The 20,427-nt window shown below is 72.5% G+C and carries 21 protein-coding genes; 8 read left to right on the top strand and 13 right to left on the bottom strand.

Annotated elements, in window-relative coordinates; translation table 11 throughout:
• Positions 1–256: 256 nt before the first annotated feature.
• Positions 257–1,729 (top strand): sensor histidine kinase, encoded by a 1,473-nt coding sequence (locus tag SL103_RS29610; RefSeq protein ID WP_069574230.1) that lies wholly within the window; start codon positions 257–259, stop codon positions 1,727–1,729.
• Between the two features lie 233 nt (positions 1,730–1,962).
• On the opposite strand, the gene SL103_RS29605 is transcribed toward SL103_RS29610, so the two are convergent.
• Together SL103_RS29605 and SL103_RS29600 are read right to left on the bottom strand one after the other, a co-directional pair.
• A complete protein-coding gene (locus SL103_RS29605; protein WP_003983230.1) occupies positions 1,963–2,220 on the bottom strand; it encodes a WhiB family transcriptional regulator in 258 nt (85 codons plus the stop codon).
• 318 nt (positions 2,221–2,538) lie between these two features.
• On the bottom strand, positions 2,539–3,522 hold the full coding sequence (locus SL103_RS29600; RefSeq protein ID WP_069572043.1) for a diacylglycerol/lipid kinase family protein: 984 nt from the start codon (positions 3,520–3,522) through the stop codon (positions 2,539–2,541).
• Between the two features lie 96 nt (positions 3,523–3,618).
• On the opposite strand from SL103_RS29600, the gene SL103_RS29595 reads away from it, so the two are divergent.
• Positions 3,619–4,080 carry a hypothetical protein gene (locus SL103_RS29595; protein ID WP_069574229.1) on the top strand — a complete coding sequence of 154 codons (462 nt, stop codon included), beginning with the start codon at positions 3,619–3,621 and terminating at the stop codon, positions 4,078–4,080.
• A gap of 63 nt (positions 4,081–4,143) precedes the next feature.
• On the opposite strand, the gene SL103_RS29590 is transcribed toward SL103_RS29595, so the two are convergent.
• The 4 genes from SL103_RS29590 to SL103_RS29575 form a co-directional block, all read right to left on the bottom strand.
• Positions 4,144–5,103, bottom strand: a complete 960-nt coding sequence (locus tag SL103_RS29590) for an RNA polymerase sigma factor SigF (protein ID WP_069572042.1) — start codon at positions 5,101–5,103, stop codon at positions 4,144–4,146.
• Positions 5,104–5,146: 43 nt separating this feature from the next.
• Positions 5,147–5,560, bottom strand: a complete 414-nt coding sequence (locus tag SL103_RS29585; protein WP_003985353.1) for an anti-sigma factor — start codon at positions 5,558–5,560, stop codon at positions 5,147–5,149.
• 292 nt (positions 5,561–5,852) lie between these two features.
• A complete protein-coding gene (locus tag SL103_RS29580; protein WP_069572041.1) occupies positions 5,853–6,341 on the bottom strand; it encodes a GNAT family N-acetyltransferase in 489 nt (162 codons plus the stop codon).
• Positions 6,342–6,382: 41 nt separating this feature from the next.
• A complete protein-coding gene (locus SL103_RS29575) occupies positions 6,383–6,643 on the bottom strand; it encodes a UBP-type zinc finger domain-containing protein (protein WP_069572040.1) in 261 nt (86 codons plus the stop codon).
• Positions 6,644–6,701: 58 nt separating this feature from the next.
• Here SL103_RS29575 and SL103_RS29570 point away from each other — a divergent pair, with 58 nt between their 5' ends.
• Positions 6,702–8,303, top strand: coding sequence for a Na+/H+ antiporter (locus tag SL103_RS29570; protein WP_069572039.1), 1,602 nt, complete (start codon positions 6,702–6,704; stop codon positions 8,301–8,303).
• 65 nt (positions 8,304–8,368) lie between these two features.
• On the opposite strand, the gene SL103_RS29565 is transcribed toward SL103_RS29570, so the two are convergent.
• From SL103_RS29565 to SL103_RS29555, 3 genes are all read right to left on the bottom strand, one after another.
• Positions 8,369–9,298 (bottom strand): 1-aminocyclopropane-1-carboxylate deaminase/D-cysteine desulfhydrase, encoded by a 930-nt coding sequence (locus tag SL103_RS29565; protein ID WP_069572038.1) that lies wholly within the window; start codon positions 9,296–9,298, stop codon positions 8,369–8,371.
• Positions 9,299–9,381: 83 nt separating this feature from the next.
• Complete coding sequence (locus SL103_RS29560; RefSeq protein ID WP_208869988.1) at positions 9,382–9,972, bottom strand: N-acetylmuramoyl-L-alanine amidase; 591 nt, start codon at positions 9,970–9,972, stop codon at positions 9,382–9,384.
• A 237-nt stretch (positions 9,973–10,209) separates the two neighbouring features.
• Positions 10,210–10,443, bottom strand: coding sequence for a hypothetical protein (locus SL103_RS29555; RefSeq protein ID WP_069572037.1), 234 nt, complete (start codon positions 10,441–10,443; stop codon positions 10,210–10,212).
• Positions 10,444–10,576: 133 nt separating this feature from the next.
• Between SL103_RS29555 and SL103_RS29550 the strand changes: the two genes are divergently transcribed.
• The 3 genes from SL103_RS29550 to SL103_RS29540 all read left to right on the top strand — a co-directional run bounded on the left by SL103_RS29550 (position 10,577) and on the right by SL103_RS29540 (position 12,553).
• On the top strand, positions 10,577–11,314 hold the full coding sequence (locus SL103_RS29550; protein WP_069572036.1) for a helix-turn-helix transcriptional regulator: 738 nt from the start codon (positions 10,577–10,579) through the stop codon (positions 11,312–11,314).
• Positions 11,315–11,324: 10 nt separating this feature from the next.
• Positions 11,325–12,251, top strand: a complete 927-nt coding sequence (locus tag SL103_RS29545; RefSeq protein WP_069574226.1) for a glutaminase — start codon at positions 11,325–11,327, stop codon at positions 12,249–12,251.
• 74 nt (positions 12,252–12,325) lie between these two features.
• Positions 12,326–12,553, top strand: coding sequence for a hypothetical protein (locus SL103_RS29540; protein ID WP_069572035.1), 228 nt, complete (start codon positions 12,326–12,328; stop codon positions 12,551–12,553).
• 25 nt (positions 12,554–12,578) lie between these two features.
• Here the strand turns inward: SL103_RS29540 and SL103_RS29535 are convergent, their stop codons facing one another.
• The 4 genes from SL103_RS29535 to SL103_RS29520 form a co-directional block, all read right to left on the bottom strand.
• Positions 12,579–13,001, bottom strand: a complete 423-nt coding sequence (locus tag SL103_RS29535) for a VOC family protein (protein ID WP_069572034.1) — start codon at positions 12,999–13,001, stop codon at positions 12,579–12,581.
• A gap of 94 nt (positions 13,002–13,095) precedes the next feature.
• Positions 13,096–14,034: a beta-ketoacyl-ACP synthase III gene (locus SL103_RS29530; protein WP_069572033.1), complete on the bottom strand. Its 939-nt coding sequence runs from the start codon at positions 14,032–14,034 to the stop codon at positions 13,096–13,098.
• Between the two features lie 138 nt (positions 14,035–14,172).
• Positions 14,173–16,452 (bottom strand): heavy metal translocating P-type ATPase, encoded by a 2,280-nt coding sequence (locus SL103_RS29525; RefSeq protein ID WP_079146039.1) that lies wholly within the window; start codon positions 16,450–16,452, stop codon positions 14,173–14,175.
• Between the two features lie 94 nt (positions 16,453–16,546).
• Positions 16,547–17,551 carry a helix-turn-helix transcriptional regulator gene (locus SL103_RS29520; RefSeq protein ID WP_069572031.1) on the bottom strand — a complete coding sequence of 335 codons (1,005 nt, stop codon included), beginning with the start codon at positions 17,549–17,551 and terminating at the stop codon, positions 16,547–16,549.
• Positions 17,552–17,647: 96 nt separating this feature from the next.
• Here SL103_RS29520 and SL103_RS29515 point away from each other — a divergent pair, with 96 nt between their 5' ends.
• Positions 17,648–19,177 carry an MFS transporter gene (locus tag SL103_RS29515; RefSeq protein ID WP_069572030.1) on the top strand — a complete coding sequence of 510 codons (1,530 nt, stop codon included), beginning with the start codon at positions 17,648–17,650 and terminating at the stop codon, positions 19,175–19,177.
• 136 nt (positions 19,178–19,313) lie between these two features.
• On the top strand, positions 19,314–20,399 hold the full coding sequence (locus tag SL103_RS29510; RefSeq protein WP_069574225.1) for a magnesium and cobalt transport protein CorA: 1,086 nt from the start codon (positions 19,314–19,316) through the stop codon (positions 20,397–20,399).
• The last annotated feature ends 28 nt before the right edge of the window (positions 20,400–20,427 follow it).

The following is a 20,427-nucleotide window of genomic DNA, read 5'->3' as shown; positions in this document are numbered from 1 at the left end:
CCGGAGCTCACATCGGCCGGTCCCGACGTGCGGTCGGAGGAAGCCCCGTGTGCGGTGGGGCGCCACCGTCCTGGGACCGGTCGATCGGAGACCTCCGCGCAGTCAGGGCAGAGAGCGCTTCGGTCTCGATCCGCTCTCCTGTGCGGGGAGAACGGAAGTCTTTGCTGAATTGTGGACTAGACCATTATTGGTTGTCCATGCCCGTGCGAGGACAACACTTACACCGTACGCCGGTAGGCTCCAAAGCGTGCCCTCCATGAACGAACTCGTACGCCAGCACACCGCTCTGAGCGACACCGACCTCGAGTGGCTCCACCTGCTGGTCTCGGAGTGGCAGCTGCTCTCCGACCTGTCCTTCGCCGATCTCGTGCTGTGGGTCCCCACCCTCGACGGCACCCGCTACGTCTCCGTCGCCCAGATGCGGCCGAACACCGGCCCCACCTCCTACCAGGACGACATGGTCGGCCACCTCGTTCCCCGGGGCCGCCGGCCGATGCTGGACTCCGCCTTGGATGAGGGCCGCATCGTACGCGAGGGCGACCCGGAGTGGCGAGAGGAAGTTCCGGTACGCGTCGAGTCCATCCCGGTGCGCCGGGAGGGCCGGGTGCTCGGAGTGATCGCCCGCAACACCAATCTGCTGACCGTGCGCACCCCCAGCCGCCTGGAACTCACCTACCTCCAGAGCGCCTCCGACCTCGCCCAGATGATCGCCGCCGGAACGTTTCCCTTCCCCGGCCAGCAGGTCGACATGGACGCCTCACCGCGGGCTGGCGACGGGCTGATCCGGCTCGACGCGGACGGCGTCGTCCAGTACGCCAGCCCCAACGCGCTCTCCGCCTACCACCGGCTGGGCCTCGCCGCCGACCTGGTGGGCCACCACCTGGGTCAGGCCACCGCCGAACTGGCGCCCGCCCGTGGCCCGGTGGACGAGGCGCTGGTCAAACTGGCCAGCGGCTGGGCCCCCAGGGAATTCGAGGTCGAGGGCAATGACGGTGTCATTCAATTGCGCGCCATTCCGCTCAAACCGAAAGGCGCCCACATCGGTTCCCTTGTACTGCTGCGCGATGTGACGGAGTTGCGGCGGCGCGAGCGGGAACTGATCACCAAGGACGCCACCATCCGGGAAATCCACCACAGAGTGAAGAACAATTTGCAGACAGTTGCCGCACTGCTGCGGCTGCAGTCCCGTCGGATGGATTCCGAACAGGGCCGCGACGCCCTCAACGAGGCCGTCCGCAGGGTCGGTTCGATCGCCATCGTGCACGAGACGCTGTCACAGAACCTCGACGAACGCGTCGAGTTCGACGAGATCGCCGACCGGGTGCTGGCGATGGTCGCGGAGATCTCCCCCGGCAAGGTGACCACCCGACGCACCGGACGCTTCGGCATCCTCGACGCCGAGGTGGCCACGCCGCTGTCGATGGTGCTGACCGAGGTGCTGCAGAACGCCCTGGAGCACGCCTTCGAGCAGGCGGAGCACGGTGTGGTCGAGGTCGGCGCGGTGCGCGGCGGGAGCCGTACCGAGCCGCGGCTGCTGGTCACCGTCCAGGACAACGGCCGCGGACTGCCCGAGGGGTTCGACCCGCACCGCGCCGGAAACCTGGGGCTGCAGATCGTGCGGACGCTGGTGGAGGGCGAGTTGGGCGGAAAGTTCGACATGGTGCCCGCGCCCGAGCGCGGCACCCAGGTCGTCCTCGATGTGCCCGTGCGCCCCGAGAAGCAGCACTGAGACCGCACCGATACCGCACCGAGGCGGGACCGAGACGCTATCGGGACGGTATCGGGACCGGTGCCGGCGGCGCGGAGCCGGCACCGGTCGCCGGGCGCGGAACAGCAACAAGCCCCGGACCGTTCGGTCCGGGGCTCAAAGCTATTGCGATGCGGTAACGACCGGGCTTTTCAGCGCCGAGGGTGCATCGGGGGTACTGCGCGCTGCGGCTCGGGGGCCACGGGGAGGCTGGCTCAGGCGCTGGCGTTGCGCGCCCGGTTGCGAGCTGCACGGCGCTTCATCGCGCGGCGCTCGTCCTCGCTCAGACCACCCCAGACGCCGGAGTCCTGGCCGGACTCGAGCGCCCACTGCAGGCACTGCTCCATGACGGGGCAGCGGCGGCAGACGGCCTTGGCTTCCTCGATCTGCAGCAGCGCAGGACCGGTGTTGCCGATGGGGAAGAAGAGCTCGGGGTCTTCCTCGCGGCAAACGGCGCGGTGACGCCAGTCCATGGCTGCTCCATCTCCTCGTAATACGGGAACGTTGCTTGTGAATGTGAACGCTTTCACGAATCCCCCCACAAGGGAAGGGCCGATTCCCAGCTGCGCTGGTGCGGTCCTGTGGAATGAGGAGGAGGATTCGGGCTCTCAAGGGGGCCGGTGAAGTGGCCGTCCCGATCGCCATGAAGAGACTCGCAAACCTCGGCGACGGATACAACCCCTTCCGGAAACTTTTTTTTGATTCCTTGGTGTCGCCTCGGTCACAGCCGTCATTCCAGGGGGTGGGAACCAGCCTAAACGTTCGAGTGAAAGGACTTTGGGCCCTACTGCTCACACAATCACACGCAGTGCACGGCGAACGCCTGTGAACGTCACACTCGTACGCAGCCCCAGGTGGTCACCGTCCATCTGGAAGGGCAGCGGCACCTGCGAATGCAAGGTGAAGTTCGTGAGGTCGTGAAGTGAGAGCGCGTGCTTGCCGTGGGGGCCGCGCTCGGGCGTTGACGTCAGCAGCTGGGTGGCGTAGCGGGCCACCGCGGGCGAGGACAGCTTGCTCAGTGCGAACAGATCCAGCGCGGTGTCGAACGAGGCGTCCGGGGAGGGGTAGATCGGCCGATTGCCCAGGTAGGACCACGGGGCGGTGTTGCAGATTATGGCCAGCGCGAGGTTCTCGACGCGCTCCGCGGCCCCGTCCTCACCGCCCGGGCGTTCGAGGGTCAGCACCCCCTGCCGGCGGTTCGCCTCGCCCAGGAACTGCCGTACGACCTGTCGCATGTACAGGGCATGGGTCGAACGCTTGCCGCGTTCCCGCTGCTGCTCGACCCGGCCGACGACGCCGGCGTCGAAGCCGAAGCCCGCGCAGAAGGTGAACCAGCGCTCCGGCACGCCCTCGTCCTCGGTGCCCGGGGTGCCGGCGGCGAGCCCCAGGCCGATGGTGCGCTCGCTGCCGTCGCGCAGCGCGTCCAGCAGGGCGCCGGTCGCCTCCACGACGTCGTTGGGCAGCCCCAGGGCGCGGGCGAAGACATTGGTGGAGCCGCCGGGGACGACGGCCAGCCGTGGGTGCGACTCCGGATCGGGTCCGTTGGCCAGCAGGCCGTTGACGACCTCGTTGACCGTGCCGTCGCCGCCGAGTGCCACGACCAGTTCCGTCTCGCCGCCCTCGGTGGCCTGCCGGGCCAGATCGCGGGCGTGCCCGCGGTACCGCGTCTCGGCCACCTCCAGCTTGAGGTCGCTGGCGAGGGCGTGGGTGAGCACTTCACGGGTGCGGGCACTGGTGGTGGTGGCGGCGGGATTGACCACGAGAAGTGCGCGCATGTGCAGCAGCGTACCTACCTGCTGGTACCCGTCTCACGCCCCGTCCGGATCCGGGGCATCCCCGGGGCCGCGGGGCCCCGGCGCTACCCTGCTGGGGTGAGCAGTCAGCAGAAGCAGTCCGCCCGGCGAAGCGCCGGTACCCCCGCCGCGCCCGAGCCGTCCGGCCCCCGGCCCGCCCGGCTGACCGCCGCCGCGGCGCTCACCGCGGTCGAGGGGGTCGCGCTGGCCGCGCTCGGCGTGTACATGCTGATCGACGGGCTGACCGGTTCGCCGGACAGCCCTCAGCAGGCCGAGATGGGCGGGCTGACCGTGCTCGCGCTGGCGGTGCTGCCGCTGGTCGCCGCGCGCGGGCTGTGGCTGCGCCGGCGCTGGAGCCGGGGCCCGTCGCTGATCACCCAGATCGTGGCGCTGCCGGTGGCCTGGACGCTGGTCCACGGCGGCGGGGCGCTGATCGGCGCGGGCGTGGTGCTGGCCGTGGCCGCGCTCGTCGTGCTCGTGCTGCTGGTCAATCCGACGGCCACCGAGGCGCTGGGCATCGGGCCGCGGGAGAACCCCTGACGGGTCCTGTGACGCACATACAGGTGGGCGGGGCCCGTAGGAGCCCCGCCCACCTGTCGTTCCTCACTCCTCGACGAGCAGCTTGTCGCGCAGCTGGGCGAGGGTACGGGCCAGCAGCCGGGAGACGTGCATCTGGGAGATGCCGACCTCCTGGGCGATCTGCGACTGGGTCATGTTGCCGAAGAAGCGCAGCAGCAGGATCTTCTTCTCGCGCGGCGGGAGGTCCTCCAGCAGCGGCTTGAGGGACTCGCGGTACTCGACGCCCTCCAGCGCCTCGTCCTCGGCGCCGAGGGTGTCGGCGACGGCGGGGGACTCGTCGTCGGTGTCCGGCACGTCCAGCGAGAGCGTGCTGTAGGCGTTGGCCGATTCCAGGCCCTCCAGGACCTCTTCCTCGGAGATCGCCAGATGCTCGGCCAGCTCGTGGACCGTGGGCGCCCGGCCGTGCCGCTGGGAGAGTTCGGCGGTCGCCGTGGTCAGCGACAGCCGCAGCTCCTGGAGGCGGCGCGGGACGCGGACCGCCCAGCCCTTGTCGCGGAAGTGCCGCTTGATCTCGCCGACGACGGTGGGGGTGGCGTACGTGGAGAACTCCACGCCGCGCTCCGGGTCGAAGCGGTCCACCGACTTGATCAGGCCGATGGTGGCGACCTGTGTGAGATCGTCCAGCGGCTCGCCGCGGTTGCGGAAGCGCCGGGCCAGGTGCTCGACGAGCGGGAGGTGCATGCGGACGAGCGTGTTGCGCAGCTCCGCGCGCTCCGCGGAGCCTTCGGGCAGCTTGCGCAGCTCGTAGAACATCGCCCGGGCGCCGCTGCGGTCCTGCGGCTCCTGGGAATGCTGTGGTTCCGGCAGCTTCTCCTCGGGAGCCGGCGCGTCGTGCTGCTGCGCCTGCTGCCCGTGCTGCTCGCTGTGGTCCATGTGGTCCGCCCGCTCTGCCTGCTCCGCCGCGTCCGAATGGCCGCCGTGGTCGTCTACGCCCATCGGATGCGGCCGGGCCTGCTGCTCCGGGATGGTCGCACTGGACGCCATCCGCCCGCCGCGCTCGAGATCTTTCACGGGGCCCCCTGTTCGGTCATGACGGTCCGGGACCGGCGCCGCGCTCCTTGTACAGACTGATGGTGACCGTACGGTCCTCGGCGACGGTGGAATCGACCTTCCCGGCGAGTGCGGAGAGCACCGTCCAGGCGAAGGTGTCGCGCTCCGGGGCGCGGCCGTCGGTCGTCGGGGCGGACACGGTCACCTGCAGTGCGTCGTCGATGAGACGGAAGACGCAGCTGAGTACGCTGCCGGGGACGGCCTGCTGCAGCAGGATCGCGCACGCCTCGTCGACCGCGATGCGCAGATCCTCGATCTCGTCGAGGGTGAAGTCCAAGCGGGCTGCGAGCCCGGCCGTGGCCGTACGCAGCACGGACAGGTAGGCACCCGCAGCGGGCAGACGGACTTCCACGAAGTCCTGAGTCCCGGGCTCGCCTGCGATCTGGGACACCCTCACCTCCAAGGTGGCACAAGCTGGTTGAGCTGGAATGCGCGATGTGCGCGTTGTTCGGGATGTTTCGCTCCGGTTCGCTCTCCTGACGTGTGAAAGGAGAACGATCCGGCGCGGCTCATGGTTCGGCTGTGACGCTATCGCGATCCGCGGGCCGGTGTCGCCCGGAAGGAGCACGGCCGCCTCCGGGCAAAGATCCACCCCGAGGCCGTCGGGCGCCCCCGCTGTCACTGATTGTAAATCCACGGGTACGGACAGTGGCTAGGGGTGTGCACTGCCCAATCGAAGTCGATTACGCAGCGTTGACGCGCGAGGTGGCCGCAAGGTTGTGCAGCTCCTCTCCAGTGAGCCGGAAGACGGTCCATTCGTCCATGGGTCGCGCGCCGATCGACCGGTAAAAGCCGATGGACGGTTCGTTCCAATCCAGGACTGACCACTCGAAACGCTCGTATCCGCGGGTCACGCAGATCTCCGCGAGGGCCGCGAGCAGCGCCTTGCCGTGGCCGTCGCCGCGCGCCTCGGGGCGTACGAAGAGGTCCTCCAGGTAGACACCCTGCGTGCCCGTCCACGTCGAGAAGTGCCGGAACCACAGGGCAAAGCCCACCGGAGCGTCATCGGCCTCGGCGATCAGGGCGAAGGCGGCGGGCTGCGCGCCGAAGAGGGCTTCCTTCAGCTGCGCCTCGGTGGCCTGCGCCGCCTCCGGGGCACGTTCGTAGGCGGCCAGCTCGCCGATCATGGCATGGATGACGGGGACGTCGTCTGGCGTCGCTTCACGGATCATCCTTGAAGGCTAAACCGACAGCGGTGAATGTTTCACGCCTCTCACACCAGCTGCTCGTGGACGAAGCACCAGCGCCAGGCGTACCCCGGCTCGAACGTCCGCATCACGGGATGGCCGGTCTCCCGGTAGTGCCCGGTGGCGTGCCGGTACGGCGAGGAGTCACAGCAGCCGACGAAGCCACAGACCAGGCACAGCCGCAGCTGTACGGGATGGCTGCCGACCGCCAGGCACTCCTGGCAGGTGGCGCTCAGCGGCGCCGGTTCGGCGCGCGGCAGTTCGGCAACGTGGGTGCACTCGCTCATGATGGCCAGGTTAGATCGCCGGGACGGACGGCGAGGGCAACGGGGACGGGACGGGCCGATGGCTGTGATGCCGCTGTTTTTGCTGGTCGCGGGGAGTGCGGCGGTCGCCGGGCTGGCGCGGCGGACACCCGTACCGGCGCCGCTGATGCTGGTCGCGGCCGGCCTCCTCGCCTCCTACATCCCCGGCATCCCCGACTACACCCTCGATCCGCACGTCGTGCTGCCGCTGGTGCTGCCCCCTCTGCTGCACACCGCGGCCCTGGACAGCTCCTACCTGGACCTGCGGGCCAACCTGCGGCCGGTGGCGCTGCTGTCGGTGGGGTACGTGCTGTTCGCGACGGTGCTGGTCGGCTACGCGGCCTACCTCGTCATCCCGGGCCTGCCGCTGCCCGCCGCGCTCGTCCTGGGCGCCGTCGTCGCGCCACCGGACGCCGTCGCGGCCACCGCCATCGCCCGCCGGCTCGGGCTGCCGCACCGGATCACGACGATCCTGCAGGGCGAATCGCTGGTCAACGACGCCACCGCGATCACCGCCTACAAGGTGGCGCTGGCGGCCGTCATCGGCGTGGGGGCCACCTGGACCGACGGGATCAAGGAGTTCGCCATCGCCTCGCTGGGAGGCATCGGCATCGGCGTCGTCCTGATGGTGCCGCTGCACTGGCTGCGCGTCCGGCTGCGCGAATCGGCGCTCCTGGAGAACACCCTGTCGCTGCTCATCCCGTTCGTCGCCTACGCGGCGGCCGAACAGTTCCACGCCTCCGGGGTGCTCGCCGTCGTCGTGGTCGGCCTCTACCTGGGGCACCGCGCCTGGCAGGTCGACTTCGAGACCCGGCTCCAGGAGGAGGCCGTGTGGAAGGTGATCTCCTTCCTGCTGGAATCCGCGGTCTTCGCGCTGATCGGGCTCCAGCTGCGGGTGGTGGTGCGCGGCCTGGGGGAGTTCAGCACCGCCCAGGCCCTCTGGTACGCGGCCGTGGTGTTCGCCGTCGTGGTGGTGTCGCGCTTCGTGTGGGTCTTCCCCGCGACCTACCTGCCGCGGCTGCTGTCGGCCCGGATCCGGGCCCGGGAACCCGATACGAACTGGACGGCACCGGTCATCGTCGGCTGGGCCGGGATGCGCGGGGTGGTCTCGCTGGCCGTCGCGTTCTCGATCCCCGACCGGATGGCCGGCGGCGGCCCCTTCCCGGACCGCAACCTCGTGCTGTTCCTGACCTTCACCACCGTCATCGCCACCCTCGTCGTCCAGGGGCTGACGCTCCCGCCGCTGATCCGGGCCCTGCGGCTGCCCGGCCGGGACGCCCAGGCCGAGACGCTCGCCGAGGCCCAGGCGCAGAGCGAGGCGTCCCGGGCCGCCGAGGAACGGCTGGACGAACTGCTCCACGACGAGCGCAACGCGCTGCCCGGCCCGCTCACCGACCGGCTGCGCACGGTCCTGGAGCGGCGGCGCAACTCCGTGTGGGAGCGGCTGGGCGCGGTCAACGAGGCGACCGGGGAGTCCGCCGACGCGACGTACCGGCGGCTGGCCCGGGAGATGATCGACGCCGAGCGCCGGGTCCTCGTCCGGTTGCGGGACGACCGGAAGATCGACGACGAGATGATGCGGACCCTGCTGCGCCGGCTGGACCTGGAGGAGGCGACGGCGTACCGGGAGGGCGCGTCGTGACCGGGAACGAGCCGGGCCGGGGCGGGTGGGCCGGGGGAGCCGGCCCCCGGTCGGCGGGGCCGGTCTCAGGGGGCGCCGGTGATCACCGCGGCCACCGTGCTGCCGGGCGGGAAGGCGCCCTCCCCGGCCAGCGTGGTCAGCCCGTACAGCAGCTTGGCGACGTAGATCCGCTCCAGCGCCAGTCCGTGCCGCTGCTCGAAGGCGTCCGCGAAGGCGTCCAGCTCCGGGGTGCGCCGGGCATAGCCGCCGCAGTGGAAGCGGTCGTCCAGCCGCCAGGTGCCGCGCGGGCCACCGAACGCGGCGCGCTGCAGCTCCTCCACGGCCCCCTGCAGGAAGTGCGGCCGGCCGCCCTTGAGGACCGGGATGCCGAGCGCCTGCCCGTCGGCCCCCAGTCCGGCGGCGAGTCCCGCCAGGGTGCCGCCGGTGCCGCAGGCCACCGCGGCGGTGTCCGCGACCCCGCGCAGTTCCCGGCCCAGCTCCGCGCACCCTTGTGCGGCAAGGGAGTTGCTGCCGCCCTCGGGGATGACCCGGAAGGCGCCGAAGCGGTCGTGCAGGGCGGCGAGCAGGTCCGGGTCGGTCTTGCGGCGGTAGCGGGCCCGGTCCAGGAAGTGCAGCCGCATCCCGTCGGCGGCGCAGCGGGCCAGCGAGTCGTTGAGCGGGGCACCGGCCAGCTCGTCGCCGCGGACCACGCCGATGGTGGCGAAGCCGAGCAGCCGGCCGGCCGCGGCGGTCGCCCGCAGGTGGTTGGACCAGGCGCCGCCGAAGGTCAGCAGCGTCCGCTCGCCCGCGGCGGCCGCGGCCCGCAGATTCGGCTCCAGCTTGCGCCACTTGTTGCCCGGCAGCGCGGAGTGGATCAGATCGTCCCGCTTGAGCAGCAGCCGCACCCCGCGCCGCGCGAACGGCTCCTCCGTGACCTCCTGCAGAGGCGAGGGCAGCCGCGGCCGCAGGGCGGCGGCGGGGTCGGGCAGGGGAGCGGGGCCGGTCACGCGTCCCATTGTCGCGTGCGCGTGTGCGTGCGGGCACGGGTGTGCGGCGGGCCGGTGGCCGGTCCGCCGTGGGGGCTCCGGTGGGGTGCGGGCTACTTCAGCCGGTCGGCGATGCGGTCGCGCAGGGCGTCCATCGTGAAGCCGCGGGGGTCGACCTTGCCGGGCTGCCACTCCAGGTGGCCGATCACCGAGCGCTCGCCCCAGCCGTGCGCGCGGCAGACCGCCGCCGTGGCCTTCACCAGGGCGTCGAGCTGCGCCTCGGGCCAGGGGTCGTGGCCGTCGCCGAGGTTCTCGCACTCGAAGCCGTAGAAGACGCTGTTGCCGTCGGTGTCGGCCTCGTTGGCCGGCGGCAGCCGCTTCTCGGCGATCACCGCGCGCAGGACGTCGCCGTCACCCAGGCCCGCGTGATTGGCGCGGCCGTAGCCCACCAGGTGCACCCGGCCGTCCTTGGTGATCACCCCGTGGCACAGCGGGCCCGGCAGGTCCGGCCGGCCGTCGTGGCAGAGCCGTACGGTGTCCTCGGCGCCCGAGGTGCCGGTGTGGTGCACCACGACTCCGTGGACCGGGCCCCACGGCCCCTTGCTGTTGCGGTTGTGCGTCTTCCAGCCGTCGAGCTCCACGACCCGCAGCCCTTCGGACGTGAGCGCGGCGAGGAACCGATCGGCGGACAGCGGTACGGACATGACCCACTCCGATGCCTGCGGCGGACGCCGGCCGCGCACCGCCTCCTGTCTCGCTTGTACGCGACGGTCCGGGCCGTGCGGAGGGGAACGGCGAAAAAAGGATCGGTCGTTCGGGGCCTGTACGAGTGGTTTCGGCCGCCCGGGAGCGCGGTGCGGTGGCGGCCGCGGGCCGGGGGCTCCGGCCGGCCGGAGCCCCTCGGTCCTGCGGAAACCGGTCCCCCCGGAAGACGCTCCCCGTCAGCCCTTCAGGAAGGCGTCGCCGTGGGCGTTGACATGGGCCTCCAGCGTGTTGAGCGCGTCCTGGGTCGCCTCGGGCGAGCCGCTGCCGCGGCGCTCGGCGAAGTACGCGGCGCCGAGCTTCTTCAGCAGATCGCTGCCGTGCCGCGTCTGCTGCACCTCGTCGACCTTCTGCTTGCCCGCTTCGAGCCCCTGACGGGCCTGCTCCTTGGCGCGGTCGAGAAACCCTGACATGTGCCACCTCCGTGCGCTCCGTGTCGTAAGGGATCAACGGCGCGGACGGCCGAGGGGTTCCCGTGCCAGGCTGGGGGATGTGCGTGAGGTGTGCGAGACGGGTGGGCCACCCGGCGTATCCGCCGGGGGCGGGGTGGGGGAGCCGGCCACCGGGGCCGAGGCGAGCGGCCGGTACCGGGAACGGCCGTCGGGGGTGGCCGGGGCGGTGGTGTGGACCCGTACGACGCGGGCCGCGCCGGTGCGGCCGGTGCTGCCCGACGGCTGCACGGACCTGATCTGGAGCGCGGGGCGGCTGCTGGTGGCGGGGCCGGACACCGGGCCGCACCACCCCGACGGCGTACCGCCCGGCACCCGTTGGACCGGGCTGCGGTTCGCGCCGGGCCAGGGCCCGGCCGTCTTCGGCGTGCCGGCCCGTGAACTCCGCGACCGGCGCGTGCCGTTGGCCGACCTGTGGCCCGCCGACCGGGTGCGGGAGGTGGCGGAGCGGGCGGCCGCGGCCGGCACGCCGGGCGCCGTCGCCCGGGTCCTGGAGCGGACCGCCGCGGCCCGCCTCCGGGAGGCCGGCCCGCCGGACGGCTGGACCGCCGCCGTCGCCGCGGCACTTGCCCACGGCCGTCCGGTCGCCGAGGTGGCCCGGGCCGTCGCGCTGAGCGAACGCCAGCTGCACCGACTGAGCCTGGACGTCTTCGGCTACGGCCCCAAGACCCTCGCCCGGGTGCTGCGGCTGGTGCGCGCGCTCGACCTGGCGCGCTCCGGAGTGCCCCGGGCCGAGGTCGCGGCGCGCGCCGGATACGCGGACCAGGCGCACCTCGCGCGGGAGGTGAAGTCGCTGGCGGGGGCCCCGATGGGGGCGCTGCTCACGTCGGGTTAGCGTGTCCGTCATGGACTACCAGGCCGTTCTCGAGGAGGTAGCGGCCCACGCCCGGCCGTTCGTGCGTCAGGGGCGGGTCGCCGACTACATACCGGCGCTGGAGCGGGTCTCCGTGGACCGGTTCGGGATGGCGGTGGCCGACATCCACGGTGCGGTGTACGGGGTCGGCGACTGGGAGGTGCCGTTCTCCGTCCAGTCGATCTCCAAGGCGTTCTCGCTGGCGCTGGTGATGGCGCAGAGCCACGGGAGCCAGGGGGACGGTGACATCTGGAAGCGGGTCGGCCGCGAGCCGTCCGGTACGCCCTTCAACTCCCTGGTCCAACTGGAGGCGGAGAACGGCATTCCGCGCAATCCGTTCATCAACGCGGGCGCGCTGGTGGTCACCGACCGGCTGCAGACCCTCACCGGCGACGCCAGCACCTCGATGCTGCACTTCCTGCGCGAGGAGAGCGGCAACCCGCACCTCGCCTTCGACCAGGCGGTGGCCGACTCCGAGGCCGAGCACGGCGACCGCAACGCCGCCCTCGCGCACTTCATGGCGTCGTTCGGCAACCTGGAGAACCCCGTGCCGAGCGTCATCGAGCACTACTTCTGGCAGTGCTCGATCGAGATGAGCTGCCGCGACCTGGCCGTCGCCGGCGGGTTCCTGGCCCGCCACGGACTGCGCGCGGACGGCAGCCGGCTGCTGGAGGCCCGCGAGGCCAAGCGGATCAACGCGGTGATGCTGACCTGCGGGACGTACGACGCGGCCGGGGAGTTCGCCTACCGGGTCGGGCTGCCCGCGAAGAGCGGTGTCGGCGGCGGCATCATCGCCGTCATCCCCGGCCGCTGCACGCTCTGCGTCTGGAGCCCCGGCCTCGACGCCCGCGGCAACTCCGTCGCCGGCGCGGCGGCCCTGGACCACTTCACGACGCTCACCGGGTGGTCGGTGTTCTGAGCCGGGCCGGCCCGCGGCCCTGGCGTTGTGGCCCCCTACCGGCAGGCGCATCGTATGGGTAGGAGGTGCACCCCATGGAGCACGAGATTCGCGCTGAGTACGAGGAAGGCGTCCTGCCGCACGAGGACACCCCGGTCAAGCTCTGGCACATGACACGGGTGGGCACCACCACGGCCATGTGCGGGCGGGACCTCGCCCCGGCCGCCGCCACCCAGTCGGCCGACGCCTGGGGCAAAGCCGGCGCCCAGCCGTTCTGCCGCCAATGCGGCGTGCTGTACTTGGGTGAGCATCCCGCGAACTGAGGACCCGCGGCGGCCGGGGAAACCGTCACTGCGGCAGGGGCGCGAACAGGTCCACCCCGTGGCCGTCCGGGTCCTGGACGACCGCGTAGCGCTGGCCCCAGAACGCGTCCCACGGAGGCTTCTCACCCGTGTAGCCGGCCGTGGTGAGCTCCGCGTAGAGGGCGTCCACCCCGGCCGGGCCGTCGCACTCGAACGCCAGCCCCGTGGGGGAGCCGGCCTGCGGAGGCGTCCAGTCCGGGGCGACGGCGCGGGCGGTGGCGTACGAGTCCCACATCAGGCGCAGGCCGCCGGGCAGCTGCGCCTCGGCGTGCGGGGCGGTGTCCGCCCCGGCGGGGACGGCGAGGCCGAGGCGGCGGTAGAAGGCGAGGGACGCGGCCATGTCGGAGACGACCATCCCGATGGCGGCGAACCGGGGGAGCGGGGGCGTGGGCTGTGCGGCAGTGGTCATGGCGCGAGCGTAGGCAGCCCGCCGCGCCGCGGTCTTGAACGAATCGGACGCGGTCCGGCGGGTGCGGGACGCCCCGGCCGCGGTCCTGCCCGCCTCACGGGCAGCGGATGACCTGGCCCGCGTAGGAGAGGTTGCCGCCGAAGGCGAACAGCAGCACGGGGTCGCCGGAGCCGATCTCCCGGCGTTCGACCAGCTTGGACAGGGCGAGCGGCACGGACGCGGCGGAGGTGTTCCCGGAGTCGACGACGTCCTTCGCGACCACCGCGTTGACCGCGCCGAGCCGCTGCGCGACCGGCTCGATGATCCGCAGGTTGGCCTGGTGGAGCACCACCCCCGCGAGGTCGGCCGGCTGGATCCCGGAGCGCTCGCAGACCTGCCGCGCGATGTCCGGGAGCCGGGTCGTCGCCCAGCGGTAGACGGTCTGGCCCTCCTGGGCGAAGCGGGCCGGTTCGCCCTCGATGCGGACCGCGCCGCCCATCTGCGGCACCGAGCCCCACAGCACCGGGCCGATCTCCGGCTCCGGCGCGGCGGTGACCACCGCGGCGCCCGCTCCGTCGCCGACCAGCACACAGGTCGTACGGTCCGTCCAGTCGGTCACGTCGGTGAACTTCTCCGACCCGATGACCAGCGCGTTCGTCGCGGAACCGGCCCGGATGGCGTGGTCTGCGGTGGCCAGCGCGTGGGTGAAGCCGGAGCAGACGACGTTGATGTCCATCGTGGCGGGCGCGTCCAGCCCGAGCCGGGCGGCGACCCGGGCCGCGGCGTTCGGGCTGCGGTCGGTGGCCGTGCAGGTGGCGACCAGCACCAGGTCGATGTCCTGCGGGGCGAGGCCGCTGCCGGCGAGGGCCTTCTCGGCGGCGGCCGCCGCCATCGAGTCCACGGTCTCGTCCGCCGCCGCGATGTGCCGGGTGCGGATCCCGACCCGGCTGCGGATCCACGCGTCGTCGGTCTCGACGATCTTGGCGAGGTCGTCGTTGGTGAGCACGCCGGAGGGCTGGTAATGGCCGAGAGCCAGAACGCGTGACCCGGTCATGAGTTCCCCTGTACGTGGACGTCGGTTCCCCACCAGTCTCACCCGTCGGCCGCGGCCGACGGGTGAGCGATCTGCCAATGTTCGGGCTCCAGAACTGGAGACAGGCGCCAGTGCGGGCGGGACCCGGGTCGGTACGGGTCAGCCGCGAGCCTCGGTGCGGGCCAGCGGCTTGAAGCGGCGCAGCCGCAGGCTGTTGCCGACGACGAAGACCGAGGAGAAGGCCATGGCGGCACCGGCGATCATCGGGTTGAGCAGCCCGGCGGCGGCCAGCGGCAGCGCGGCCACGTTGTAGCCGAAGGCCCAGAACAGGTTGCCCCGGATGGTGCCGAGGGTGGCCCGGGCCAGCCGGATGGCGTCCGCCGCGGCGCGCAGGTCGCCCCGTACCAGGGTGAGGTCACCGGCCTCGATGGCGGCGTCGGTGCCGGTGCCCATCGCCAGGCCCAGGTCGGCGCGGGCCAGCGCGGCCGCGTCGTTGACCCCGTCTCCGACCATGGCGACCGAGCGGCCCTCGGCCTGCAGCCGTTCGACGACGGCGACCTTGTCCTCGGGGAGCACCTCGGCGATCACCTCGTCGATGCCGACCTCGGCGGCGACCGCCTCCGCGACGGCCTTGTTGTCGCCGGTCAGCAGCACCGGCGTCAGGCCCAGCGCACGCAGCCGGCGCACCGCCTCGGCGCTGGTGGGCTTGACCGCGTCGGAGACGACCAGCACCGCGCGCGCCGCGCCGTCCCAGCCGACCGTCACCGCCGTCCTTCCCTCGGCCTCCGCCGCGGCCTTGGCGGCCGCCAGCCCGGACGGGAGCGACTGGCTCCAGTCGTTCAGCAGCTTCTCGCGGCCCACCAGGACGGCGTGGCCCTCGACCACTCCCTGGACGCCGAGGCCGGGAACGTTCGCGAAGTCCTCGGGGGTGGGCAGCGCGGCGCCGGTACGGGAGGCGGCGCCCTCGGCGACGGCGCGGGCGACCGGGTGCTCGGAGGCGTGCTCCAGCGCGCCGGCCAGCCGCAGCACCTGCGCCTCCTCCTCGCCGTCGGCGACGTGCACCTCGGTCAGCGTCATCACACCGGTGGTGACCGTGCCGGTCTTGTCCAGGACGACGGTGTCGACCCTGCGGGTCGACTCCAGCACCTCGGGCCCCTTGAGCAGGATGCCGAGCTGGGCGCCCCGGCCGGTGCCCACCATCAGGGCGGTGGGGGTGGCCAGCCCCAGCGCGCACGGGCAGGCGATGATCAGTACGGCGACGGCCGCGGTGAAGGCGGCCACCGCGCCGGCGCCGGTGAGGAGCCAGTAGCCGAGCGTGCCGAGGGCGAGTGCGATCACGACCGGGACGAAGACCGCGGAGATCCGGTCGGCGAGCCGCTGCGCCGCGGCCTTCCCGTTCTGCGCCTCCTCGACCAGCCGCGCCATACGGGCGAGCTGGGTGTCCGCGCCGACCCGGGTGGCCTCGACGACCAGCCGGCCGCCCGCGTTGACAGTGGCACCGGTGACGCCGTCGCCGGGGGAGACCTCCACCGGGACGGACTCGCCGGTGAGCATCGAGGCGTCCACGGCGGAGGAGCCCTCCACCACCGTGCCGTCGGTGGCGATCTTCTCCCCGGGGCGCACCACGAACCGGTCGCCGACGCGCAGTTCGCCGGTGGGCACCCGGATTTCCCGGCCGTCCCGCAGCACGGCGACGTCCTTGGCCCCCAGCTCCATCAGCGCCCGCAGGGCCGCGCCGGCCCTGCGCTTGGCGCGCGCCTCGAAGTACCGGCCGGCCAGGACGAACGTGGTGACGCCGGCCGCGGCCTCCAGGTAGATGGCGCTGCTGCCGTCGGTGCGGCCGATGGTCAGCTCGAACGGGTGGGTCATTCCCGGCATGCCCGCGTGGCCGAGGAACAGGGCCCACACCGACCAGCCGAGCGCCGCCAGGGTGCCCATCGAGATCAGGGTGTCCATCGTGGCGGCGCCGTGCCGGAGGTTCGTCCAGGCGGCCTTGTGGAACGGCCAGGCCCCGTACGCGACCACCGGGGCGGCCAGGGTCAGCGACAGCCACTGCCAGTAGGTGAACTGGAGCGGGGGCACCATCGACAGCAGGATCACCGGCACGGACAGGGCCACGGAGATCAACAGGCGCTGCCGGAGCGGGGCCAGGGTGTCGCCGGCCGCGTCGCCGGGGGCCTCCCCGGCGACCGGTGCGGGCGCCGGCGGCTCGGGCACGCCGGCGGTGTAGCCGGTCTTCTCGACGGTGGCGATCAGGTCCGCCGTCCGTACGCCGCTGCCGGCCGCGACCGCCACCTGCGCCTTCTCGGTGGCGTAGTTGACGGTGGCGGTGACGCCCTCCATGCGGTTGAGCTTCTTCTCGATACGGGCGGCGCACGAGGCGCAGGTCATCCCGCCGATCTCCAGCTCGATGCCGTGTTCGCCGATCGCGGTGGTCATCAGTGCTCCTCGGTGTACTGCGACTCATGCTGCCAGTGCGTGGTGCGAGTGCGCGTTCCCTGGAGAGAACCATATACCCCCTAGGGGTATTCCGTCACGGCGTGGGTCCCGTGTCCGCGGCCGGTCCGCCGGGCGCGCTCCGGTCCGCCGCCCGGCTCGCCCGCCCGCCCAGCGCCCGCAGGTACGCGGTCAGCCCGGCCGGCTCGTGCACCGTGAACTCGTGCCCCAGCAGGGTCAGCCGCACGGCCAGCCACTCCAGCGAATCGGGCCTGCTGTGCCAGCGGCAGGACGCCTCGTCGAGCGCTTCGACCTCGCCCGCCGCGGGTCCGCCCAGCCGGGCGGCCACCTCGGCGGCCGGGGCGTACACCGTGGCCACGGCCCGGTGGGTCGCTGCCGTGCCCTGCATCCGCTCCCGTACGTAACGGCCCGCGTCGGCCGCCGGCAGCTCGCGCGGCGGGGTCCGTACCCCGGTGGGGTACGGCTCGCTCAGCCGGTCCACCCGGAAGATCCGCCAGTCCTCGCGGTCGTTGTCGTACGCCACCAGGTACCAGCGGCGGCCCGCCGCCACCAGCCGGTGCGGTTCCACCAGGCGTTTGCTGCGGGTGCCGGCGCCGGCCCGGTAGCGGAAGCGCAGCCGTTCGTGATTGGCGATGGCCGCGGCGAGCACCGTCAGATGTTCCGGGTCGACGGTCGGCCCGTCGCCGGCCGGCAGCGGGACGGTGGCCGTGCCGAGGGTGCCCACCCGCCGCCGCAGCCGGGCCGGCAGCACCTGTTCCAGCTTGGCCAGCGCCCGTACGGACGCCTCCTCGATGCCCTCGATGGCGTGCCCGGCCGCCGAGCGCAGCCCCACCGCGATGGCCACCGCCTCCTCGTCGTCCAGCAGCAGCGGCGGCATCGCGGTGCCCGCCGCCAGCCGGTAGCCGCCGTCGGCGCCCATCGTGGCGTGCACCGGATACCCCAGGTCGCGCAGTCGCTCGATGTCGCGGCGGATCGTGCGAGAGGTGACCCCGAGGCGTTCGGCCAGCTCGCTGCCGGGCCATTCGCGGGGGGTCTGGAGCAGGGACAGCAGATTCAGCAGTCGTGCCGACGTCTCACTCATGACGCCGATGATGCCCCTCCCAGTAGGACCGGTGCTGTCCTACATCCCACCTAACGTCGACGGCGTCGCACCGATCACAGCCCTTGGAGAGAAGCCATGCCCACGACCGTCCCCGTGGCCCCCGCGGCGGCCGACCGCAGACGCTGGATCGCGCTCGCCGTCGTCCTGACGGCCAGTTTCATGGACCTGGTCGACGCGACCATCGTCAACATCGCCCTGCCGCGCATCCAGCAGGACACCGGCGCCACCTTCAGCGCCCTGCAATGGGTCACCGCCGGCTACGCGCTCGCCTTCGCGCTCGGCCTGATCACCGGCGGCCGGCTCGGGGACATCCACGGCCGCCGGCGGGTCTTCCTGCTCGGCATGGCGGGTTTCACCGTCGCCTCGGCGCTGTGCGGCCTCGCCGTGACGCCGGGGATGCTGGTCGGTGCGCGGGTGCTGCAGGGCGCGATGGCCGCGCTGATGGTGCCGCAGGTGCTGGCGATCATCCATGTCAGCTTCCCGGCGCACGAGCGCGGCAAGGTCTTCGGGATGTTCGGCGCGGTGATCGGCCTGGGCGCGGTCTGCGGTCCGCTGATCGGCGCCCTGCTCACCGAGGGGGACCTGTTCGGCCTCGGCTGGCGCCCGATCTTCCTGATCAACCTGCCGGTCGGGATCGCCGGCATCCTGCTCGGCCGCCGCTTCCTCACCGAGTCCCGGTCCCCGGAGGCGCTGCGCCTCGACCTCGTCGGCACCGCGCTGGCCACCGCGGGCCTGCTGATGCTGCTCTACCCGCTCACCCAGGGCCGGGAGTCCGGCTGGCCGCTGTGGGGCTTCGTCTCGATGGCCCTGAGCCCGGTGGTCCTCGCGCTCTTCGTGCGCCACGAGCGGGCCAAGGCCCGCAAGGACGGCTCGCCGCTGGTCGAGCTCTCCCTCTTCCGGGTCCGGACCTTCGCGGCGGGGGCCGCCGTGCAGCTGACGTTCGGCGCGGTCAGCGGCCTGTTCTTCCTGATCTGGACGCTCCACATGCAGCTGGGCCTGGGCTGGGGCCCGCTGCACGCCGGACTGACCGGGGTGCCGTTCTCGCTGGCCTGCTCGACCGCGGCCGGGATGTCGGTGCAGAAGCTGGTGCCGCGCTTCGGCCGGAAGGTGCTGCAGGCGGGCGCGCTGATCATGCTGGCCGGTGCGCTGCTCTACCTCTGGCAGGCCGGGCGGCAGGGCACCGCCCTGACGTCCCTCCAGATGGTGCCGGCGATGGTGCTGCTGGGGGCCGGCATGGGGCTGATCGTCGCCCCGCTCACCGACGCGGCGATCTCCGACGTACCAGCCGAGCACTCCGGCTCGGCCTCCGGGATCTTCAACACCACCGGTCAGCTGGGCATGGCGCTCGGCCTGGGGCTGTCGTCGGTGGCCTTCTTCGGCGTGGCCGGCGACCCGGGCCGGCCGGGCGCCGCCGTGGGGGCCTCGTTCGTCGACGCCACGGTCCACGCGCTGTGGTGGGTCGCGGCCGGCCTGGCCCTGGTCCTCGGCCTGCTGTTCCTGCTGCCGCGCCGGGCGCGTACGCCGCATGCGGCGGCGGACGGCGCGGTGCCGCAGGGCGGGGCGGACCGGGCGCCGGCGGAGCGGCAGCCGGCCCCGGTGGGCTGACGGCCGCGCGCGCACGGGCGGGCGGGCCGCGCACGGAGCGGCCCGCCGGAAGCCGCCGCGGAGAGCCGGCTACGGAAAAACCGCCCCTGCCGCATACCCCTCACGGCCGGGCAGCAGCCATACTGGCCGGGTGTCGGTGATCAGTAACCTCCGTAAGGCCGTCCGGCTGCCGCAGCCGCGCACCCGGGGGGTCGACCTCAGCCACCCGGCGCGTTCGCCGCTCGGCACCGCCGTGGTGAACTGCGCTGTCTACGTGGACGGCGTGCGGCAGGACGGCAACCACCCGGCCGATGTGGCGATACGCCGGGTCCGCGAGGCGGGCCGGGGTTTCGTCTGGATCGGGCTGCACGAGCCGTCGGAGAAGGAGTTCTCCGGAATCGTCGAGTTGTTCGGGCTGCATCCGCTCGCCGTCGAGGACGCCGTGCACGCCCATCAGCGGCCCAAGCTGGAGACGTACGACGGCTCGCTGTTCACGGTCTTCAAGACCGTCCGCTACGTCGAGCACGACCAGCTGACCGACAGCAGCGAGGTCGTCGAGACCGGCGAGATCATGGTCTTCACCGGCACCGACTTCGTGATCACCGTCCGGCACGGCGGGCACGGCTCGCTGGGCCCGCTGCGGGAGCAGCTGGAGTGCGAGCCCGAGCAGCTGGCGCTCGGCCCGTCCGCCGTGTTGCACGCCATCGCCGACCTCGTCGTGGACGACTATCTGGACGTCACGGCCGCCGTCCAGGACGACATCGACGACGTCGAGAGCGAGGTCTTCTCGGTACGCGGCAGCGGCGGGGCCGGCCGGATCTACCAGCTCAAGCGGGAACTGCTCGAACTGAAGCGGGCGGTCGCCCCGCTGGACCGGCCGATGCAGGAGCTGGCGACGCAGCCGATGCGGCAGGTCGACCCCCGGATCAAGACGTACTTCCGGGACGTCGCCGACCACCTCGACCGGGTCACCGAGCAGATCACCGCCTTCGACGAACTGCTCAACTCCATACTCCAGGCCCACCTCGCGCAGGTCACCGTCGCGCAGAACGAGGACATGCGCAGGATCAGCGCCTGGGTAGCGATCCTGGCCGTGCCGACCATGGTCTGCGGCGTGTACGGCATGAACTTCGAGTACATGCCGGAGAAGCACTGGACCTTCGGCTATCCGCTGGTGATGGTGCTGACCGTGGTCGCCTGCTGGGTGATCCACCGCGGCTTCAAGCGGAACGGCTGGCTCTAGGGGGCCCGCCACTCCCGCCCGGCCCGCG

It is taken from the genome of Streptomyces lydicus (assembly GCF_001729485.1).
GTDB classification, from domain to species: domain Bacteria; phylum Actinomycetota; class Actinomycetes; order Streptomycetales; family Streptomycetaceae; genus Streptomyces; species Streptomyces lydicus_D.
The sequence above is the reverse complement of the archived record's forward strand: the minus strand, read 5'-3'. Positions and strand labels throughout refer to the sequence as shown.

Excerpts from the sequence above, each read along its gene's own strand:
- SL103_RS29610 (WP_069574230.1), top strand. The coding sequence starts at position 257 with ATGAACGAACTCGTACGCCAGCACACCGCTCTGAGCGACACCGACCTC.
- SL103_RS29605 (WP_003983230.1), bottom strand. The coding sequence starts at position 2,220 with ATGGACTGGCGTCACCGCGCCGTTTGCCGCGAGGAAGACCCCGAGCTC.
- SL103_RS29600 (WP_069572043.1), bottom strand. The coding sequence starts at position 3,522 with ATGCGCGCACTTCTCGTGGTCAATCCCGCCGCCACCACCACCAGTGCC.
- SL103_RS29590 (WP_069572042.1), bottom strand. The coding sequence starts at position 5,103 with ATGGCGTCCAGTGCGACCATCCCGGAGCAGCAGGCCCGGCCGCATCCG.
- SL103_RS29580 (WP_069572041.1), bottom strand. The coding sequence starts at position 6,341 with ATGATCCGTGAAGCGACGCCAGACGACGTCCCCGTCATCCATGCCATG.
- SL103_RS29575 (WP_069572040.1), bottom strand. The coding sequence starts at position 6,643 with ATGAGCGAGTGCACCCACGTTGCCGAACTGCCGCGCGCCGAACCGGCG.
- SL103_RS29570 (WP_069572039.1), top strand. The coding sequence starts at position 6,702 with ATGGCTGTGATGCCGCTGTTTTTGCTGGTCGCGGGGAGTGCGGCGGTC.
- SL103_RS29565 (WP_069572038.1), bottom strand. The coding sequence starts at position 9,298 with ATGGGACGCGTGACCGGCCCCGCTCCCCTGCCCGACCCCGCCGCCGCC.
- SL103_RS29560 (WP_208869988.1), bottom strand. The coding sequence starts at position 9,972 with ATGTCCGTACCGCTGTCCGCCGATCGGTTCCTCGCCGCGCTCACGTCC.
- SL103_RS29555 (WP_069572037.1), bottom strand. The coding sequence starts at position 10,443 with ATGTCAGGGTTTCTCGACCGCGCCAAGGAGCAGGCCCGTCAGGGGCTC.
- SL103_RS29545 (WP_069574226.1), top strand. The coding sequence starts at position 11,325 with ATGGACTACCAGGCCGTTCTCGAGGAGGTAGCGGCCCACGCCCGGCCG.
- SL103_RS29540 (WP_069572035.1), top strand. The coding sequence starts at position 12,326 with ATGGAGCACGAGATTCGCGCTGAGTACGAGGAAGGCGTCCTGCCGCAC.
- SL103_RS29535 (WP_069572034.1), bottom strand. The coding sequence starts at position 13,001 with ATGACCACTGCCGCACAGCCCACGCCCCCGCTCCCCCGGTTCGCCGCC.
- SL103_RS29530 (WP_069572033.1), bottom strand. The coding sequence starts at position 14,034 with ATGACCGGGTCACGCGTTCTGGCTCTCGGCCATTACCAGCCCTCCGGC.
- SL103_RS29525 (WP_079146039.1), bottom strand. The coding sequence starts at position 16,452 with ATGACCACCGCGATCGGCGAACACGGCATCGAGCTGGAGATCGGCGGG.
- SL103_RS29520 (WP_069572031.1), bottom strand. The coding sequence starts at position 17,551 with ATGAGTGAGACGTCGGCACGACTGCTGAATCTGCTGTCCCTGCTCCAG.
- SL103_RS29515 (WP_069572030.1), top strand. The coding sequence starts at position 17,648 with ATGCCCACGACCGTCCCCGTGGCCCCCGCGGCGGCCGACCGCAGACGC.